Raw genomic sequence first — 19,469 nt, 5'->3', positions numbered from 1 at the left:
ATTTCCTGCAGGAGACGAAAATGAAGAATGCCGAAGCGGTAACCTTCGGGGGATCTGGGCTGGATCGTGCAGCAGAATTGCGGGGGGATATTCCGGCTCTGGCCGATGCGATGCAATCTTCTGACTCTCGGGTGATCATTCTGTGGCGTGGAAAGCCACTGGTTCAGGGCACAGAGGATCTTGTTTTGGCCCGGTTGCCTATGACGCACCCAATTTTGGCCGAAACTGACGAAGCACCGGTGTTTCTGGGCCGGGAAAATGGAAGCCATGTTTTTGCCCATGACATCTCGGGATATGAACCCGAAGGCCTGGACCAGGAAAGCCTTGATGCATTCCTCGATCCAACCGAGCAGAGCCATCCGACTTTGGACGACGATCAGAGATTTGCCGAGTTGAGAGGGATCATGACCCGGCTCAGCGCGCGGGACGCCGAACTGGCGGCTACGGCCAAGGCCATTCGGGGCTGGCATGAGACCCATGGCTTTTGTTCGAAATGCGGTGCCCGGTCCGAAATTCATATGGCAGGATGGCAGCGAATTTGCCCAGCCTGCGGCGGGCATCATTTCCCGCGTACCGATCCTGTGGTGATTATGCTCATTACACATGGCAATCGGTGTTTGCTTGGACGATCTCCGGGGTGGCCAGAAGGCATGTATTCCTGTCTGGCTGGCTTTCTTGAGCCGGGCGAGACCATGGAGGCAGCGGTTCGCCGGGAAGTGTATGAAGAGGCGGGTATTCGGGTTGGCCAGGTCCGCTATCTTGCCAGCCAGCCTTGGCCGTTTCCCGCATCATTGATGATTGGCGCACATGGCGAAGCGCTGGATGATGAAATCAACATTGATCCGAATGAGATCGAAGATGCCGTCTGGGTGACGCGAGAAGAGGTCGCCGACGCCTATGCGGGGCTGCGAGAGGGCCTGCTACCGGCGCGCAAAGGGGCAATCGCACATTTTTTACTGCAAAACTGGCTCGCTGATAGATTGGAGTGACCGCATCTTTGCGTTACCTTGAGCGCGAAAAGACCCCACGCAGGCAACCAGGGCAGGAAAATATGCATTTAACCGCAAAAGAAGATATCGAAGCGCCTATGGACAAAGTGTTCGCTGCTTTGACTGACTTTGAGACTATCGAGCGCCAGGCCTTGCGTCGCGGCGTCGAGGTGCGCAGGACAGATTCCATTGCTGAGGTCGCGCCCGGTATGAGCTGGAACACGCGTTTCAAGTTTCGGGGCAAGAGCCGTGACGCGGACATTAAGCTGCGCGAATGCTATGAGCCGGAACGTTTGGTGTTCCATACCAAAGTTGGCGGTCTGGAAGCGGAAACACGCATCGAAATGGTTGCATTGTCCCGTGCAAGAACGCGCGTGAACATTGATTCCGAACTACAGCCCAAAACGCTTTCGGCCCGACTTTTGGTGCAGTCTCTAAAGCTGGCCAAAGGTGGTATCGACAAACGGTTCCGCAAGCGGATCGCCTTGTTCGCCAAAGACCTTGAAAACCGTCTGCGCGCGCAGGGGTAGAACACAACAGGATTTTGCCCATCGGGCAGATCCGACATCCAATTGGAGAAAGCTCGATGACGAATGCTTTGAAACGGTCTCTGGTGGGTGTTGTTGTGGCTTTTTCGGTTTTTGCGAGTTCTGCTGCAGCGCATGAGTTCTGGATCGATCCTTTGGATTTTCAGATAGACGCCGATGAGCAAATTGAAGCCAACATCAGAGTTGGTGAAAATTTCGAAGGCGCGGGATATGCGTTCGTTCCGCCGAATTTCCAACGTTTTGAATTGGTTTTCGGCGATGCTTTAATTGACGTTGAAGGCCGCGCTGGTGATCGTCCGGCGCTGTCTATGCAAGCCCCCGGCGCAGGGCTGATCACGGTCGTTCACGTCACGCGCGACTACACCCTGACCTATCGCGAGTGGGAAAAGTTCCAGAACTTTGCAAAGCACAAGGATTTCGTCTCGGCGATAGCCAAGCATGAAGCCAGAGGCCTTCCACAGACAGGTTTCAAAGAGAGGTATTCGCGTCATGCGAAGTCTCTGATTGCGGTTGGTGATGGGGCAGGGGCTGATCGCGAATTGGGTCTTGTGGCAGAGATCGTTGCCTTATCGAACCCCTATACCGACGATCTGGCCAACGGCTTGAAGGTCAAGGTTTTGTACGAAGGCACAGCGCGCGGGCAGGCGCAGGTCGAACTGTTTGAGCGCGCTCCTGATGGCGAGGTGGCAATCAGCCTTCATACAACTGACGACGAAGGTGTCGTGTTTTTGCCGGTCAAAGCAGACCATGTTTATCTGGCGGACCATGTGGTCCTGCGCGCGATTGAGCCTGAAACCGAAGGGGCCCCAGTTTGGGAAAGCCTCTGGGCGTCACTGACTTTTGAGGTGCGGAAATGAATATGAATATTCTGGATTGTCTCGCGACGGCTCTGGGCGAAAAGGGGCTGGCGACAGGCAAGGATATGGATGCGTGGACCAAAGACTGGACAGGCCAGTATCATTGGACTCCATTGTGCGTCGCACGTCCTGCCAACACCCAAGAGGTCTCAGCCGTATTGGCGGCAGCCTATGAGGCGCGCCTGCCCGTGGTTCCAGTGTCCGGAAACACAGGTTTGGCCGGTGGGACAAAGGGCGAAGGCGCGATCATGCTTTCTCTGGATCGGATGAACCAGATACGCGAAGTTCGCAAAGACGCCCGATCGGCTGTGGTGGAAGCAGGTGTAGTCCTGTCGGAACTGCATTCGGCCGCCGAGGAAGAAGGACTGAGCTTTCCAATGACGTTCGGCGCTCGCGGGTCCTGCCGGATCGGCGGCATGCTCAGCACAAATGCTGGCGGGTCGAATGTTCTGCGCTACGGAAACACGCGGGATCTGGTGTTGGGGGTAGAGGTCGTCCTCGCGGACGGCCGCGTCATGGATTTGATGAGTGCGCTGCACAAGGACAATTCCGGCCTGAATCTAAAACACCTGGTGATTGGTGCCGAGGGCACCTTGGGTGTGATTACGGCCGCTGTTGTTAAGCTCGTCCCGAAACCGGGTGCCTATGCGACCGCTGTGGTCGGAACAAATACGCTTGGCGAGGCTTTGATCCTGCTGAACCGGCTGCAAGAGATTACGGGCGGCGCTGTCGAAGCGTTTGAGTACATGTGCCCGAATTATCTGCGGGCCTATCACGCGATGCATCCTGATCAGCGACCCATTCTTTCTGAGCCGGCACCGGTGACCTTGCTGGTCGAAGTTGGCGCGACAGCACCGCGGGATATTGAGCCAGACGCTGATGGAACCGTGCCAATCACAGGCTATCTTGAGGCTGCTCTGGGTGATTTGCTGGAGGAAGGGGCTGTCGTCGATGCGGTTGTTGCGCAATCCGAGGCTCAGCGAAGTGAAATGTGGGCGATGCGCGAAGCTGCGGCTGAAGTCAGCCTGACGCACAAGCCTTTGGTCAACAACGATATTGCGGTCGCGCTTGATGATGTTTCGGTATTTCTGGAAAGCATCAATGCCCGTTTGAAAGCGCTTGATCCGGAGGCAACGGCAATCACCGTGTCGCATTTGGGCGATGGGAATATCCACTACACGGTCTGGCCAAGCAAGGATGACCCGCAGCACGCGGATGCAATCATGGCTGCCTGTGAGGATGAAGCTCTGGCTCTGCGGGGATCGTTTTCCGCGGAGCATGGAATTGGCCTGACCAAATTGCCGTCTATGGCCCGCCGCAAGGACCCGGTCGCGATCGAAACCATGCGGGCAATCAAAGCTGCGCTTGACCCTCGGAATATTCTGAACCCGGGTAAAGTCATACCCGCAACCGTCTCGGAATGAACCTGACCGCTAGCCATATTGTCGGAGGGCTGGTTTTGCTGGCCTTGTGCGTTCTTTTGGTCCGCCGCAAATCAAAAAACCGAAATGGCGGCCTTGATGGTGGCGGCAAAAGCGGGTTCGACTTTTTTGACGGTGATGGTGACGGCGGGGGTGATTGAGGCCAAAAACTCCCTTTGCTAAAGGGCGGTCCAAATCAGCCTTGCGCGATCACCAAATCCACTGGTCGAAAGGTGCCCGTCCGCGACACGTTCCGGTTCTTTCATGGCTTGGCGCAGGATCGCTTTGGTTTTCCAGAATTCCAATACAGCCGGACGCGAGGCGCCGAGTGTTTTGCCCAAAGTTCGCAACTTTGCATTCCGTCCCAGTGCTTCCAGCGTGTTCAGGCTTGAGCTCGCCATCTCCGAAATAGTTTCGGGTCTGCCGTCAGGCAAAGGCAGCTTTCCCAGTGCAACCAACTGCGGTACTGCCTGCAAATAGCGGGCCAATCCAGCGGCTGCGCCCCAAGTAGTCAACTCGGTTTCAAGGGATTTTGCCCTGCTGTCCAGAGCGGTTGCCACCACCCGACAAAGCGTGCCTGCGGTGTTCTCCAAATAGTGGTTTAGCGCGGGCTGATCGTCGAACGGAGCGCGTTCTAGGTCAATTTCCCGTGCGCTGACGATGGATTGCAGCTCCTTGGCGGCACCGGCATTGATGGCGCCGGCCAGCGGTGTTGCCACTGAATGCCTGCGGACGATGCTTCCGGTTTCGATTTCGGTGAGAACGTCGGCCCACCATTGCAAACGCATCTGGGCAATCAAGGGTTCCTTGGTGATCCAGGGCGCGCGCGCGACTTCGACATTGAACGCGTAAATCGGGAACATCACGGCTCGCGCTTCGACCGGGGCAGCCATGGTCGCGCGAAATCTGTCAGGATCCCCCTTTTGCACGATTTCCGCACAGGCGATCAGGTCCGGGTCCGCAAATGGATCACTCATGATGCGCTACGCAAAACTGTCAGCATGTAGCCTACCTCTGACTTATATGTTCGCCAGTCGGCAGCTTCCTTGGCGCAAAGATCCAGCATCTCGGACAATGCATTGTCGGCCTTGGGTCGAAGCGTTTTGATGCGCGCTTCCATGGGTTGGAAGTAGGCCTCCCAGCCCGCGTCAGACACCGTGCGCTGGCCTAAAACGTCATACCCGGCTTGGCGCGCGAATTCGGCGATCTCGGCACCGGTTCGCATCGGATATCCCTCAAAGAATGCAACCGCTTCGGGGCTGGGATCATTCACCAAGCGACATGGTTCGGAAAATGCCAGAACGCCATTTGGTTTGAGCGCGCGTGCCATGCTGGCAAGGGCGTTTTCAAGACCAAGAAAATACAAAGCCCCGGCTGACCAGATCATGTCAAAGGGCGCTTCTGCGAGTTGGTTGAGGTCCGCAAAATCGGCTTTGATACCACGTACGCGCGGATCGGAGGCATAGCGTCGATCGGCAGCATCGCCAAAGTACTTGTCGATAGCCACGACGCGCCCGTTTGGTGCGCAGCTCAACAGAGCCGCTATGTCGCCGCCGGGACCGCTGCCCGCATCGCAGATCACCGCCTCTGGCGCGACTTCGGCCAGCGCACAGGCCCACTCAACGTCTTCGTCACTCCCGGGACCTTCACGGGGCAGATCCTGATGAACGGTAAAGAAAGACTCCCAATCCATCAGGCTTGGTCTCGGACCAGTTTCCAGCGAACGGCATCCAGAAGAGCTTCAAAGCTGGCGTCCACGATGTTTGCACTTACGCCGACCGTGGACCAGCGCCTGCCTTTTCCATCTTCGCTGTCGATTATGACTCGTGTGACAGCCTCGGTCCCGCCTTGGGTGATCCGCACTTTGAAATCAACCAATCGCATGTCGTCGATCATCGCCTGATAGGGCCCCAGATCCTTGGCCAGTGCGCGTGCAAGCGCGTTCACGGGCCCCCGGTCGCATCCCAGTTCATCCATGGATTCCGAGACGGACAGTTTTTTGTGACCATCCACCTTAACCACGACCACGGCCTCGGAGAGGGAGACCATTTTGTCGTATTTGTTTTTCCGGCGTTCAACGGTCACGCGGTAGCGTTTGACTTCGAAAAATTCGGGCAACAGGCCCAGTTCTTCCCGTGCCAGCAGTTCAAAGCTGGCTTGGGCCGTATCGTAGCTGTAGCCGTCGGTTTCCCGTGCCTTGACCCGTTCGAGTATGCGGGCCAAAGCCGGGTCGCCTTTTTCCACCGACAAGCCAGCATCCGCGAGCCGGCGGCGCAGATTGGACTGGCCTGCCTGATTGGACATCGGAATGATCCGCCGATTGCCAACGGCCGCGGGTTCGATGTGTTCGTATGTCGATGGGTCTTTGAGAATGGCGCTGGCGTGCAAGCCGGCTTTGTGCGCGAAGGCCGATGCCCCCACAAAGGCGGCTTGCTTTTGCGGCACCCTGTTCAGAATTTCGTCCAGCATCCGGCTGATGCGGGTCAAACCTTCCAGTGCGTCAAGGCTGACACCGATCTCAAAACGGCCTGCATAGCGCGCCTTGAGCAGTAGCGTCGGGATCAGCGCGGTCAGGTTGGCGTTTCCGCATCGTTCGCCCAACCCATTAAGAGTGCCTTGGATCTGCCGTGCACCAGCATCGATGGCGGCCAATGATCCGGCGACAGCGTTTTCCGTATCATTGTGTGTATGGATGCCCAGATGATCACCGGGAATTCCGGCAGCTATGACCTCGGACACGATGGTGCTGATCTCGGCGGGCAGGGTGCCGCCATTGGTGTCACAGAGCACAACCCAGCGGGCCCCGGCTTTGAGCGCGGCATTCAGGCTTTCCAGCGCGTATGCCGGATTTGCTTTGTAGCCGTCAAAGAAATGTTCGGCGTCGAACAAGGCTTCGCGACCCTGAGCAACGATATGGGCAACAGAAGCGCGGATAGACTCGATGTTTTCCTCAAGCGTGATGCCAAGAGCCCGGGTCACATGGAAATCGTGGCTTTTGCCGACCAGACACACTGACTGTGTACCGGCATTCATCACGGCCGCCAGCACGTCGTCGTTTTCAGCGGAACGCCCTGCGCGTTTTGTCATCCCAAAGGCCGTCATCTTCGCGCGTGTTTGCGGGACCTCATCAAAAAATGCGCTATCCGTCGGGTTCGCACCCGGCCAGCCGCCTTCGATGTAGTCGATGCCCAGCTCATCGAGGGCTTCGGCAATGCGCAGTTTTTCAGCCGTAGAGAATTGCACACCCTGAGTTTGCTGCCCGTCGCGCAGGGTGGTGTCGTATAGATAGAGGCGTTCGGTCATGCCATACCCTCCAGCTTGGACGCGTCGAAACCAGCACCGGGCACCAATTCGACCCCGTCCTTCGACATGCGAACTTCGACGCCTGCATCAGTCAGGGCTTGCTTGAGTTTGTCGACCTCAGAGAAGTCCTTGGTTTCCATCGCTTTCGCACGGACTTCGGACAGTTGATCGGCAAAGCTGCTCAGATCAACTTGTACGATGTCCCAACCGCCAAGTGTGTCATCCAGAAGACCCAACACAGATGCCCCCGCTTTGAGCGATCCGGCATCTCCGGCCGCGGCGAAGCGGTGCAGTTCGGCCAGCGCACCGGCAGTATTCAAGTCGTCCGACAATGTGGCAATGATAGCCTCTGGGATTGGACCCGTGTCTGTGTCTTGGGTTATCGCACGCCATTTGCGCAGTGTGGTTGCCGCTTCTTCTGCTTTTTTCTCGGTCCAGTCCATCGGCTTGCGATAGTGCGTGGACAACATCACGAAACGGATCACTTCGCCGGGCACGCCTTTGTCCAGCAGATCCCGCACGGTAAAGAAGTTGCCCAATGACTTGGACATCTTCTTGCCTTCGACCTGAAGCATTTCGTTGTGTAGCCAAACCTGTGCCATGCGATCCGTATCGTTGGCGCAGCAGCTTTGGGCGATTTCATTTTCGTGGTGTGGAAAGGTCAGGTCATTTCCGCCGCCGTGGATGTCGAATTCATCCCCCAGCAGCGCCTTGGCCATGGCCGAGCATTCAATGTGCCAGCCGGGGCGTCCGCGACCCCATGGGCTGTCCCAGCCCGGAAGCTCATCGTCCGAGGGTTTCCACAGGACAAAGTCCATTGGATCCTCTTTGAAAGGCGCAACTTCGACGCGCGCGCCTGCGATCATGTCATCGACGGACCGGCCGGACAGTGCGCCGTATCGGTCGTATTCCCGCACACGGAACAGGACATGGCCGTCCTTGGCATAGGCAAATCCCTTGTCGATCAGAATCTGCGTCATCTCGACCATTTGCGTAACGTATTGCGTCGCGCGGGGCTCGTGATTGGGGCGCAGTGCGCCGAGCGCATCCATGTCGGCATGGTACCACCCGATCGTTTCATTCGACCGTTCATGAACCAAATCCTCAAGCGAACCTGCCGCCCCGGCCTCTTTGCGGGCCAGAGCAGTCGCGTTGATCTTGTCATCTACGTCGGTGAAGTTGCGCACATATGTGACGTGATCGTCGCCGTAGATGTGCGTCAAAAGGCGATAAAGAACGTCAAACACCAGCACCGGTCTTGCGTTGCCCAGATGGGCGCGATCATAGACAGTCGGGCCGCACAAATAGAGCCTGACATTCGTCGGGTCGATTGGCTCAAACCGCTCTTTGCGGCGGCTCTTGGAATTGGTCAGATGCAAATGCATGGGCCGTCCTTCGCGATGGTCGCGGCGGGCTTAGCAACTTGCGCTTTGGATTGGAATAGAAGACCGCCCGCCGATAGCCGGGGGGATCCCGGCTGATGTCAGGTGATAATGCAGCAAATATTGGGTGTGCGCGTCTTCATGACGTCGGATTAACACGAGCTTCAAAAAACAACAATGGTTTTGCAATGCGCTCCGGCGCGGCCGTGAACATATGTGCCGTTCGGAAAAGAAAACGCCCGGAGCGAAAGCTCCGGGCGTTTCGAAATCTGATCGGACGTTGTCCGGATCGATCAGGCGAGAGCGATGTTTGTCGCGCTTTCGCGACCGTCGCGGCCTGCTTCCAGATCGAAGGTCACTTTCTGGTTGTCCTTCAGACCGGTGAGGCCTGCGCGCTCAACAGCCGAGATGTGGACGAAAACGTCTTTGCCGCCTGTTTCAGGCTCGATAAAACCGAAACCTTTGGTGGCGTTGAACCATTTCACGGTGCCGTTGGCCATATCCGTGTCTCCTTAAATTGCGCCGTTCGCATGATGCAACGGCCCGGCGTAGTCAGTGCAAGATCGAGTGCGCTGTAGCCGGTTAGGGAAGACAGGGGATCGATAGAGATAACGTAGCAAGGGGGCGTATGACAGCTTGCCGGTGACCTGTAAAGGATATTGCAGGGAGGCGGCGGTTTTGTGCGGGGATTGACGGAACGGCAGAAACATGACCCGTTTGGCGGAAATTAAAGGGGCGAGACGTATGTCACTGATCACGACTGGTATCATCATGGGGCTGTTGGGAACCGTCGCAATGGATGTTTGGGCGATGCTGTTGAACCGGTTTTTCGGTCAGCCGCTGCCAAACTGGGGCAATGTGGGCCGGTGGGCCGGACATTTGCCATCTGGCACAGTGTTCCACGACGATATTGCGCGGGTTGATCCGATTGGTGGCGAAATCGGATTGGGCTGGGCCGTGCACTATGGCGTCGGCGTGCTTTATGGCGTGGCGTTTGTATTGATTGCTGGGCCCGCTTGGCTGGCCAATCCGAGTTTTGTGCCACTTTGGCTGTTTTCGCTGGCGACGATCGCCGCCGGTTGGTTTTTGTTGCAGCCGGGGATGGGGCTGGGGTGGGCCGCATCCAAGACGCCGCAGCCATGGAAAGTGCGCGTCATGGGGCTGTTGGCGCATACGGTGTTTGCCTTGGGCATGTGGATTGGCGCACTTGTGTGAAATGGACGGTGACGCCAGCCAGACAAGTTGCTCTTGAACGCATAGGGGCGGCTCGCGCCGCCCCCGTTCGAAATCTGTAGGTGCCTGTTTTTAGCGCGTGAATTTCTTGTGCTTCATGCGCGTTGGCTCCAACGCATCAGCACCAAGTCGGCGCTTTTTGTCTTCTTCGTAGTCGGTAAAGCCGCCTTCGAACCATTCCACATGCGCTTCGCCCTCGAAGGCAAGGATGTGCGTGCAGATACGGTCGAGGAAGAAACGGTCGTGAGAGATGACGACCGCGCAGCCCGCAAAATCGACCAAAGCATCTTCTAGGGCGCGCAATGTTTCCACGTCCAGATCGTTGGTCGGTTCGTCGAGCAGAATGACGTTGCCGCCTTCTTTCAGCAGGCGAGCCATGTGAACGCGGTTGCGTTCACCGCCTGACAGCAGGCCGACCTTTTTCTGCTGGTCTCCGCCCTTGAAGTTGAAGGCGGAGCAATAGGCGCGGGAGTTCATTTCCGCGTCGCCCAGCTTGATCAGCTCGGCCCCGCCAGTGATGGCTTCCCAGACGGTGTCATTTGCGGCCAGATCATCCCGAGACTGATCGACATAGGACAGTTGCACCGTGTCGCCGTATTCCAGTGTGCCGGCGTCCGGCTCTTCATGACCCGTCAGCATTTTGAACAGTGTGGACTTGCCCGCGCCGTTGGGCCCGATGACACCGACAATGCCGCCGGGGGGCAGCGAAAAGGACAGATCTTCGATCAGAAGCTTGTCGCCCATGGCCTTCTTGAGGCCTTCGACCTCGATCACCTTTGACCCGAGACGCTGGCCATTCGGGATGATGATCTGCGCACGAGACAGTTTTTCGCGTTCTGACTGATTTGCCAGTTCGTTGTACGAATTGATCCGGGCCTTTGACTTGGCCTGACGGGCTTTTGCGCCTTGGCGCATCCATTCCAATTCACGTTCAAGCGTTTTCTGCTTGGCCTTGTCTTCACGGGCTTCCTGTTCGAGCCGCTTGGCCTTCTGTTCAAGCCATGCCGAATAGTTGCCTTCGTATGGGATCCCGCGGCCACGATCGAGTTCGAGAATCCAACCTGTGATGTCATCCAGAAAATAACGGTCGTGGGTGATGATCAGGCAGGTGCCCTTGTATTCGATCAGGTGGTTTTGCAACCATGCGATTGTTTCGGCGTCCAGATGGTTTGTCGGTTCGTCGAGCAGCAGCATGTCGGGCGCTTCGAGCAGCAGCTTGCACAATGCGACCCGGCGGCGTTCACCGCCGGACAGTGTAGCGACTTCGGCATCGTCCGCGGGGCAGCGCAGCGCTTCCATTGCAACGTCGATCTGGCTGTCGAGATCCCACAGGTTCTGGCTGTCAATTTCGTCCTGAAGCTGGGCCATTTCATCCGCGGTTTCATCGGAATAATTCATGGCCAACTCGTTGAAGCGATCCAGCTTGGCCTTCTTCTCGGCAACGCCGAGCATCACGTTGTCCCGAACGTTCAGTGACTCGTCGAGTTTTGGTTCCTGCGGCAGGTAGCCGACTTTGGCGCCTTCTGCGGCCCAAGCTTCACCCGAGAAATCCTTGTCGATCCCGGCCATGATTTTCATCAAGGACGATTTACCGGCGCCGTTTACACCAACAACACCGATTTTGACGCCGGGCAAGAACGACAGGCGGATGTTTTCGAACACTTTCTTACCGCCCGGATAGGTCTTGGAAACACCATCCATGTGGTAGACGTACTGATAGGCTGCCATTGCTCTGCTCCCTGCGTCGCTTCGGAAATTCTTGGCACAGATAGCGAAGCGGCCGGTCCGGGGCAATGTGCTTTGCAGTGTTCCACGACCAACTGGTTGATGCCTGCCCTTGCCAGGCGTATCCATGGCATCCGACAGAGGGGAAACCGGATTGAATTTTGGGAACGGTATTGTCGTCAGGCCACATATGCGGGTCGGATTGCTTGGCGGGTCTTTTGATCCGCCGCATGCCGGGCACCGGCATATATCCCGAATGGCTTTGAACCGGTTTGGTCTGGATCGGGTGATCTGGCTTGTCAGTCCGGGCAATCCGCTCAAGGAAAACGCACCGGCACCAATGGGTGATCGGCTTGCGGCTGCCCGGCGACTGCTGCACCATCCCCGCATTGATGTGAGCGACATCGAAGTGCGATTGGGCACGCGCTATACAGCCGAGACCCTGCAAGCCCTTAAGGACCTGTTTCCGCGTGTTGAATTTACCTGGCTGATGGGGGCCGACAACCTCGCGCAATTCCATCGGTGGAAAGATTGGCAACAGATCATGACGCGGGTACCGGTGGGTGTTCTGGCACGGCCGGGGCAGCGCATGGCTGGGCTGGGATCACCGGCTGCCAGAATTTTCAGGAATTCCAGACTGCATTCACGCCAAAGCGGCGCTTTGGCGATGGGCCCGGCCCCTCGATGGTGTTTCTTGAATGTCCCGATGCTGGACATCAGTTCGACGCGTATCCGCGACCAAGGACATTGGGGGCGGAACCGGGTTGAACAAAGGCTCGGGAAAAAGTGAATTGCGCGTTGCAACTGTGCGCTTGTCCCATGACGCAGGAAAGGTTTAAATCCCGCGCATGACCAAGACCTTTTACAGACGCGTATTTCTGCAGACTTTGGGCGCATTTTCTGTGCTTTTGGGTGCCAAGCCCTTGCTCGCCGGCGCACCGGCAACGTCGCTTCGTCCGGTCAGTCGGTCCGAAGATTTTTTGCGGCAAATCCAACCACCTGCCGAAGCACTGATTGAACGGGCCAAACTGGGCGGCAGCGTCGGATTTTGTGTGGCAAGTGCCACCACCGGCGAAGTTTTGGAAACCCATCTTGCCGAGCGTGGTCAACCTCCGGCCAGTGTGGCCAAGGCAATTACAGCCGCATATGCGTTGGATGTGCTTGGACCCGGGTATCATTTCGAAACCAGGATTATTGCGACCGGCCCATTGGACGCCGAAGGCATCGTGCAGGGCGATCTGGTTCTTGCGGGGGGCGGAGATCCGACGCTGGATACTGACAAGTTGGCTGAGATGGCGGCGCAACTGAAGGCTGATGGCGTAAACGGTTGTAGTGGCGCATTCAAAGTTTGGCAGGGGCATTTGCCCTACGCCGAAGAGATCGACGCCCAGCAACCGCCGCATGTTGGCTATAACCCGGCGGTCTCGGGGTTGAATCTGAACTACAACCGCGTTCATTTCGAATGGCGAAAGTCTGGTGCGGACTACACCGTCACCATGGATGCACGTAGCGAAACCCTGCGTCCTGCCGTGCGCGTCGCGCGGATGCGGGTCGAGCCACGCAGCGCACCGATTTACACTTACAGCAATGCAAGTGGCCGGGATAACTGGACCGTGGCCAAGGGTGCTTTGGGCAATGGTGGTGCGCGTTGGTTGCCGGTTCGAAAACCTGCGCTTTATGCCGGTGAAGTGTTCCAAAGCCTTGCCGCCGCGCACGGAATCAAGCTTTCTACGCCTCAATTGGTTGAGGGCAAACCAGAAGGCAGTGTGTTGGTCACCGTACAAAGCCCGCCCTTGCGGATCATTGTGCGCGATATGCTCAAATGGTCCACAAACCTCACTGCCGAAGTCGTCGGTATCGCGGCCACCCAGGCAAGGGGATTGCCCGTATCGGGAAGCCAAGATTCGGCGAAGGCTATGAATGAATGGGCCAACACGCAGTTCGGTCTGTCGACCATGCAATTCGTTGATCATTCCGGACTGGGGGACCAAAGCCGGATCAGCGCATCAGATATGATGTCAGCGTTGCACCAATTGCGTCAGAAAACCGGGATCAAAGCCTTGATGAAGGGCTTTGCGATGCGGGATGAAAAGCGGAAGATCATCAAGGATCATCCATTGTCCGTTCAGGCCAAAACCGGGACGTTGAATTTTGTCAGCGGGCTTGCCGGGTATGTCGATCTTCCCGATGGCAGTGAACTTGTGTTCGCGATCTTTGCCGCCAATCTGGACAAGCGCGCCTCGCTCAGCGTGGAAGAGCGCGAAAGACCGCGCGGCGGCGTCGAATGGAACCGGCGGGCCAAGGCGTTGCAACAGGCGTTGATCGAACGCTGGGGCATCGTCTACGCCGCCTAAGTGAACAAGCAGGCGAAGTTTGATCCGCCCGCTTGCCTGTCACCCGGTCAGTTTTGAATGACGACCTTCATGTTCCGCTTGCCGACCTTCTGGGTCAGGCGAAAGAGCACGGCTGCGTGCTCGGGATGCAGGCGCACACATCCGGCGGATGCTGGCCGCCCCAGGCGACTGATCTGGTTTGTGCCGTGAATGGCATAGTTGCCGCTAAAGAAAATCGAGTAGGGCATCGGGGCGTTGTTGTACAAGCTGGATTTATGATGGCGCGAAAGCCACTTTGCTGTCCAAGCGCCACGCGGCGTCCATTTACCTTTGCGCGCTGTCGAGACTGGCCATCGGTAGGCGACTTTTCCGTTATGAATGACCGTCATTGTTTGAGATGAAACATCAACCTTTGCAACCAGTGGTGCGGCAATGCTGGCCATAGGAAGCAGGCTGATCATGACCACGCCAAGCGCGGCTACGAAGAAGCGGTTCATGGAAACCCTCCAGGATTCGAATGCGTTTTTAAAATTGGGTTGGCAGACCCTAGGTAAACTTTATCGAACCGGCAAAAATTCGCCAGTCAGAGAATCCAGACCCTGTTCAACTATTCTGACAGACTGAAAGAAAACGCACGAAGCCGGAGGTGTTGTTCAGGCGGGCATATGCCTTGCACGGGATCCGCGTTCGATCGCAGCTGCGTGCAGGCGGTCGATTTCCAACTCATAACGGATTTCTTCGAGCAAGCGCAGTTCTGTTTCCTGCAAGGTGCCGTCAGCCACGGCCACATCGCAGGCCAGCGCATAGGCGGTTTCAAACAGACGCTCCGGAAGATTGTCCCGGATCAGTCCAAACAACGCATCAAGGCCGTCTTCCTGTTCGAAGAGTTCGAAAACAATGCTGGACATGACGCGCACCCGGTCGGCGTCATAATCTGCAAAGATCGGCAGGTTGTTCACAGCCGACTCGATCTTGACCAGTTCAGCGGTGCGCACTTCCGCATCAGAGGCAGAAATTGCGATCATCAGCGCCACGAGGCAGTCTTGTGGGCTGAGGGGGTGAGCAAGCTCGGACATTGGCTGGCCTTTCGGGGCAAAAGCATTGGTTCTTGTTCAATTTATTGACGCCGCCCCAGCGCCGCAATAGGAAGCGCGCTCAAACCGCCTTTTAGGAGAATTTCCGATGTCCGATCTGCGTGATGCCGCGATGAGCGCGAAAGCCTGGCCTTTCGAAGAAGCACGCCGGTTGGTCAAACGGTATGAAAAGGCACCGCCGGCGAACGGATATGTGTTGTTCGAGACCGGCTATGGCCCTTCGGGTTTGCCTCATATCGGGACGTTTGGCGAAGTTTTGCGGACAACGATGGTGCGTCGGGCGTTTGAGCTGCTCTCTGATATCCCCACCAAGCTGATCTGTTTTTCGGACGATTTGGATGGGATGCGAAAGGTGCCAGGCAATGTCCCGCAGCAGGACATGTTGCAGGAACATCTTCAGCGCCCGCTTACCTCTGTGCCGGATCCGTTCGGAACGCACGAATCCTTTGGCCACCATAACAACGCGATGTTGCGCAGGTTCCTTGATACCTTTGGGTTCGACTATGAGTTCTATTCGGCGCGCGAGTTCTATGCATCCGGCCAATTCGACGAAATCCTGCTGCTCGCGGCCAAGCGTTATGACAAGCTGATGGAGATCATGTTGAAGTCGCTGCGCGAAGAACGCGCCGCGACCTATTCGATCTTTTTGCCGATCCACCCCGAAACAGGACGTGTTTTGTACGTCCCCATGAAAAACGTGGATGGTGAAAAAGGCGAGATCACTTTTGACGATGAAGACGGTCGTGAGTGGACGCTGCCTGTCACGGGCGGGAATGTGAAGTTGCAGTGGAAGCCGGATTTCGGTGCACGTTGGGCCGCGCTCGGCGTGGATTTCGAAATGTATGGCAAGGAACATGCCACCAACGAAAAGATCTATGACGCGATTTGCCGGGCTCTTGGCGGCACGCCTCCGAACCATTTCAGCTATGAGCTGTTTCTGGACGATCAGGGGCAAAAAATCTCAAAGTCGTCGGGCAATGGTATTTCGATCGACGAATGGTTGACCTATGCCAGCACGGAGTCGTTGGCCTATTTCATGTACCAAAAGCCGAAAACGGCCAAGCGTATGTATTTTGACGTCATTCCAAAGGCTGTTGACGAGTACCATCAGCAATTGCGGGCGTATCCGACGCAGGATGCAAAGGCACAGGTCAACAACGCTGTCTGGCACATCCACGGTGGCGACGTCCCTGAAAGCAAAATGGTCGTGCCGTTTTCCATGTTGCTGAATCTGGCCAGCGCGGCCGGTGCCGAGGACAAGGATGCGATGTGGGGTTTCATTCGTCGCTATGCGCCGGACGCAAGCCCCGACACGCATCAGGATCTGGATCAGGCGGCTGGGTTTGCAGTCAAATACTACGAGGATTTTGTCAAACCGACCAAGGTGTTCCGGGCACCCGATGAAAAAGAAAGAGCCGCGATGCAGGATCTGGCGGATCGTTTGCGGGCACATGATGGCGAAACAGATGACGAAAGTCTTCAGACCATCGTTTTTGCAGTTGGCAAGGATCACGGGTTCGATCCTCTGCGGGATTGGTTCAAAGCCCTGTACGAAGTTCTGCTGGGACAAAGCCAGGGACCAAGGTTCGGCGGGTTTGTCGCTTTGTACGGCGTAAAAGAGTCTGTCGAACTGATTGAGCGTGGTCTCGCAGGCGAGCTGGGCTGACACCAGACTTTGACCTGCGGTCGGCGCGATCTACCCTTGGTTCAGGCCAAGGGAGAGAACAATGCGTAGATTTGTTTTGAGCTTGATCGCATTTGCAGCGATGACAGGCGCGCTTTGGGCTCAGGAAATTCTGAGCCCGGACCCGGAGATTGAAGCTACGATCGCGCAGCAAATCGAAGCCTTCAAGGCAGATGATTTTGATACCGCCTTTTCGTTTGCCGCACCCAATATTCAAAACATGTTCCGAACACCCGAAAATTTCGGAACAATGGTGCAACGCGGCTATCCGATGGTCTGGAGACCGGATGACCTGCGTTTTGGCAATCTGACCGAACTTGGCGGGCGGTATTTTCAGACCGTTATTGTTGTGGATGCTCAAGGCGTTACCCATGCATTGGCCTATGCGATGATCCGTCAGGACGGACAGTGGCGCATAGCTGGTGTTCAGTTCATTCCGCCGCCGGATGTCAGCGCTTAAACCGACATTGGTGTTGCAACACCGACCGAACGGTCAGGCCAGAACACGTTAAGGATCGCTTGATATTTCCCTCTCCCACGCGGGGCATGCGCCTCAGTTTGAGGAAAGGGATCAGGATGAACAAAGCGATTACCGATGGTGTGGTTTTCATGCCCACAGCCTTTTCGCAGGATACTTTGGGGCAGTGGTCGCGCGGCGATGGCACACCCGGTTCTGCGACTTATTCCGGGTACGCCAGCGCAGCGTTTGTGCCCGCTGATCAGGACTTTGGCGGGTGTCTGGAAATTCAAAAAGCGGACAGCACGCAGCGTCTGCGGTATATGGGGCAAACCCCCATTTTGCCGGGGTGCTATCTGCGTATCACAGCCCGGGTAAAGGCCGTTGCAGGGGCACTGCCATCTGTTCGAATTGCTGCACGGCCGAGTATGTCCAACGGCGCGCTGGTGGGCGGGGTTGTGACAGAAGGAGACGCGGTTGCGCTGACGTCTTATGGCGAAGTTGTCGAAGTTTCGGCCATTGTCGGTGCGGGGAACCGGGGCGGTGTAGATATGGTTTGGGGCTTGGCCCCTGACTATGCGCATGTCGGGCTTGACCTGACTGGAGCCAATGGCGGCGTTGTGCGGATTGACGACATTGTGGTCGAGGACATCACTGGGGTTTTCCTGTCTGACTTGGTGAATGTCGTGGATGTCAGAGATTTTGGCGCCGTGGGTGACGGGACGACCAATGACAGCGCGGCCTTTGAAGCTGCTGATCAGGCGGCCAATGGTCGTCGAGTGCTGATTTCGGCGGGCACCTACTATTTGGCCAATTCGGTTGAATTCAACAGCAGGGTGCAATTCGAAGGTCAGGTCACCATGCCGACCGACGCCATCTTGTCTTTGACCAAAAACTTCGACCTGCCGGCGTATATCGACGCATTTGGTGGCGACGAAGACATGGCCTTTCGCAAGGCTATACAATCCTTGATGAACAACGCGGATCACGAAAGTCTGGACTTGGGTGGTCGGCGCGTTTCGATATCTGAGCCAGTTGATGTTCGGGCCATTGTCCCGAACCGGGCAAGCTATGCACAGCGTCGGGTTATCCGAAACGGCCAGTTGCGTGCCGAGGACAATGGCAATTGGACATCGTCCACAGTCACCAGCCAGGCGACGTACAGCGCGAGTAATCAGTCGCGGCTGACAAGCGTAAGCAATATCGCCAACATCGAAGTGGGCAGTCTTGTTCAGGGGGCCGGTGTCGGCCGGGAGATTTATGTGAAATCGATCAATGTCGGAGCGCAGGAAATCACGCTGAGCCAGCCGCTGTCAGATGCCGTTGGCCGGCAAAGCTATACCTTTACGCGCTATCGCTATTTGCTGGATTTCAGCGGCTTTTCGAAACTCGATAAGTTCGAACTCGAAGATATCGAATTTCAGTGTAACGAAGAAGCGAGCGGTGTGATGCTCGCGCCGCTGGGAACCATTATGGTGATCCGCAATTGTGTGTTCAATCGGCCCGGACATCGCGGGATCACCTCGATTGGTGATGGGTGTCAGGGTATGCTGATTGACCATAACCAGTTCATCAGCCGCGAGGGCGGCGTCCTGACGCAAAACAGGGTTGGCGTGGCAATCAATACAAACGCTAACGACGTGAAAATTCGCAATAACCGTGCAAGCCAGTTCCGACATTTTGCGGTTGTCAGTGGATCGCATGGTATCATCACCGGGAACCACTTTTTCCAAGGTGACGAAAGCGCAAATGGGATCAGAAGCGCCGGGATTGTTGTGTGCCTACGAGCTTGTAACACCCAGATCAACGGGAACTATATCGACAACTGCCATATCGAATGGACCAATGAACGCGAACCCGAGCCTGACTTTACCGGGGGTTTCGGATTTGCAGGATTGTCGATCACTGACAATGTTTTCCTCGCGTCGAATGTCGCACCATGGTTCAGTTTTATCGTCGTGAAGCCCTATGGCACTGATCATATCATCAATGGCATGAATGTTTCGGGCAACACGTTCCGCTGTGTGGGCGGAACGATCAACCGGGCAGAACGCGTCGATACCTCATTTGCTCCGTTGGACTATTCGCGGATGAAGAACGTCTATTTTTCCGGGAATACCTATCACAACATCGAACGCGGGTCGGAAAATCCGCTGTTGGTCAGGCATTCCCAGAATACGCATGCGCAGATTTGGGAAGTCGATACCGATGATCGTTTGCCGTTCAACGGATATGCCATGGAAGTGGAGAGCTTGGTCAACCGATCCCGGCCTCGGGCTGAAAACAACACCACACGCTACGACATGCCATACACCCAGACCCGTGAGGGACCTTCGCAAGACCGTGTTCATGTCGTCTGGTCAGAGCCCATTTTGGGAGATGTGACCATGATGGTCCGGATGGACATCTGAATCCGGTCGTATGAATTGCTCTGGCCGCCGTT

At 56.5% G+C, this 19,469-nt stretch carries 18 protein-coding genes; 10 read left to right on the top strand and 8 right to left on the bottom strand.

Annotation, left to right across the window (positions count from 1 at the left end):
• The first annotated feature begins 20 nt into the window (after window positions 1–20).
• The 4 genes from nudC (at window position 21) to PFY00_RS17365 (ending at window position 3,818) form a co-directional block, all read left to right on the top strand.
• Window positions 21–989 (top strand): NAD(+) diphosphatase, encoded by a 969-nt coding sequence (nudC, locus tag PFY00_RS17380; RefSeq protein ID WP_271433860.1) that lies wholly within the window; start codon window positions 21–23, stop codon window positions 987–989.
• 62 nt (window positions 990–1,051) lie between these two features.
• Complete coding sequence (locus tag PFY00_RS17375; RefSeq protein ID WP_271433859.1) at window positions 1,052–1,519, top strand: SRPBCC family protein; 468 nt, start codon at window positions 1,052–1,054, stop codon at window positions 1,517–1,519.
• Window positions 1,520–1,575: 56 nt separating this feature from the next.
• Window positions 1,576–2,394: a DUF4198 domain-containing protein gene (locus PFY00_RS17370; RefSeq protein ID WP_271433858.1), complete on the top strand. Its 819-nt coding sequence runs from the start codon at window positions 1,576–1,578 to the stop codon at window positions 2,392–2,394.
• 2 nt (window positions 2,395–2,396) lie between these two features.
• Window positions 2,397–3,818, top strand: a complete 1,422-nt coding sequence (locus PFY00_RS17365) for an FAD-binding oxidoreductase (protein ID WP_271433887.1) — start codon at window positions 2,397–2,399, stop codon at window positions 3,816–3,818.
• Between the two features lie 176 nt (window positions 3,819–3,994).
• On the opposite strand, the gene PFY00_RS17360 is transcribed toward PFY00_RS17365, so the two are convergent.
• The 5 genes from PFY00_RS17360 to PFY00_RS17340 all read right to left on the bottom strand — a co-directional run bounded on the left by PFY00_RS17360 (window position 3,995) and on the right by PFY00_RS17340 (window position 9,000).
• The gene (locus tag PFY00_RS17360) at window positions 3,995–4,792 is read right to left on the bottom strand and encodes a squalene/phytoene synthase family protein (RefSeq protein WP_271433857.1); all 798 of its coding nucleotides are present in this window, start codon (window positions 4,790–4,792) and stop codon (window positions 3,995–3,997) included.
• Entirely contained in the window at window positions 4,789–5,508 is a 720-nt protein-coding gene (locus PFY00_RS17355; protein WP_271433856.1) for a class I SAM-dependent methyltransferase, read from the bottom strand. Before PFY00_RS17355 ends, PFY00_RS17360 begins: the two co-directional genes overlap by 4 nt.
• Window positions 5,508–7,118, bottom strand: a complete 1,611-nt coding sequence (gene cimA, locus PFY00_RS17350) for a citramalate synthase (RefSeq protein WP_271433855.1) — start codon at window positions 7,116–7,118, stop codon at window positions 5,508–5,510. Before cimA ends, PFY00_RS17355 begins: the two co-directional genes overlap by 1 nt.
• Window positions 7,115–8,503 (bottom strand): cysteine--tRNA ligase, encoded by a 1,389-nt coding sequence (gene cysS, locus PFY00_RS17345; protein ID WP_271433854.1) that lies wholly within the window; start codon window positions 8,501–8,503, stop codon window positions 7,115–7,117. The genes cimA and cysS overlap by 4 nt, the downstream gene beginning before the upstream one ends.
• Before the next feature lie 290 nt (window positions 8,504–8,793).
• Entirely contained in the window at window positions 8,794–9,000 is a 207-nt protein-coding gene (locus PFY00_RS17340; protein WP_271433853.1) for a cold-shock protein, read from the bottom strand.
• A gap of 244 nt (window positions 9,001–9,244) precedes the next feature.
• On the opposite strand from PFY00_RS17340, the gene PFY00_RS17335 reads away from it, so the two are divergent.
• Window positions 9,245–9,715 (top strand): DUF2938 domain-containing protein, encoded by a 471-nt coding sequence (locus PFY00_RS17335; protein WP_271433852.1) that lies wholly within the window; start codon window positions 9,245–9,247, stop codon window positions 9,713–9,715.
• 90 nt (window positions 9,716–9,805) lie between these two features.
• Here the strand turns inward: PFY00_RS17335 and ettA are convergent, their stop codons facing one another.
• Window positions 9,806–11,461 (bottom strand): energy-dependent translational throttle protein EttA, encoded by a 1,656-nt coding sequence (ettA, locus tag PFY00_RS17330; protein WP_271433851.1) that lies wholly within the window; start codon window positions 11,459–11,461, stop codon window positions 9,806–9,808.
• A 124-nt stretch (window positions 11,462–11,585) separates the two neighbouring features.
• Here ettA and PFY00_RS17325 point away from each other — a divergent pair, with 124 nt between their 5' ends.
• Window positions 11,586–12,248 (top strand): nicotinate-nucleotide adenylyltransferase, encoded by a 663-nt coding sequence (locus PFY00_RS17325; protein WP_271433850.1) that lies wholly within the window; start codon window positions 11,586–11,588, stop codon window positions 12,246–12,248.
• 58 nt (window positions 12,249–12,306) lie between these two features.
• Window positions 12,307–13,812, top strand: a complete 1,506-nt coding sequence (dacB, locus tag PFY00_RS17320) for a D-alanyl-D-alanine carboxypeptidase/D-alanyl-D-alanine endopeptidase (protein ID WP_271433849.1) — start codon at window positions 12,307–12,309, stop codon at window positions 13,810–13,812.
• A gap of 47 nt (window positions 13,813–13,859) precedes the next feature.
• Here the strand turns inward: dacB and PFY00_RS17315 are convergent, their stop codons facing one another.
• A complete protein-coding gene (locus PFY00_RS17315) occupies window positions 13,860–14,288 on the bottom strand; it encodes a L,D-transpeptidase (protein ID WP_271433848.1) in 429 nt (142 codons plus the stop codon).
• A 156-nt stretch (window positions 14,289–14,444) separates the two neighbouring features.
• Window positions 14,445–14,867, bottom strand: a complete 423-nt coding sequence (locus PFY00_RS17310) for a tellurite resistance TerB family protein (RefSeq protein WP_271433847.1) — start codon at window positions 14,865–14,867, stop codon at window positions 14,445–14,447.
• A 106-nt stretch (window positions 14,868–14,973) separates the two neighbouring features.
• On the opposite strand from PFY00_RS17310, the gene PFY00_RS17305 reads away from it, so the two are divergent.
• From PFY00_RS17305 to PFY00_RS17295, 3 genes are all read left to right on the top strand, one after another.
• Window positions 14,974–16,551 (top strand): lysine--tRNA ligase, encoded by a 1,578-nt coding sequence (locus PFY00_RS17305; RefSeq protein WP_271433846.1) that lies wholly within the window; start codon window positions 14,974–14,976, stop codon window positions 16,549–16,551.
• A gap of 61 nt (window positions 16,552–16,612) precedes the next feature.
• Entirely contained in the window at window positions 16,613–17,029 is a 417-nt protein-coding gene (locus PFY00_RS17300; protein WP_271433845.1) for a DUF4864 domain-containing protein, read from the top strand.
• Between the two features lie 116 nt (window positions 17,030–17,145).
• Entirely contained in the window at window positions 17,146–19,437 is a 2,292-nt protein-coding gene (locus tag PFY00_RS17295; RefSeq protein ID WP_271433844.1) for a right-handed parallel beta-helix repeat-containing protein, read from the top strand.
• Window positions 19,438–19,469 lie beyond the last annotated feature (32 nt).

This window comes from Thalassococcus lentus (genome assembly GCF_028023555.1).
GTDB classification, from domain to species: Bacteria; Pseudomonadota; Alphaproteobacteria; order Rhodobacterales; family Rhodobacteraceae; genus Thalassococcus_A; species Thalassococcus_A lentus.
This window is presented reverse-complemented; position numbering and strand designations above follow the sequence as displayed.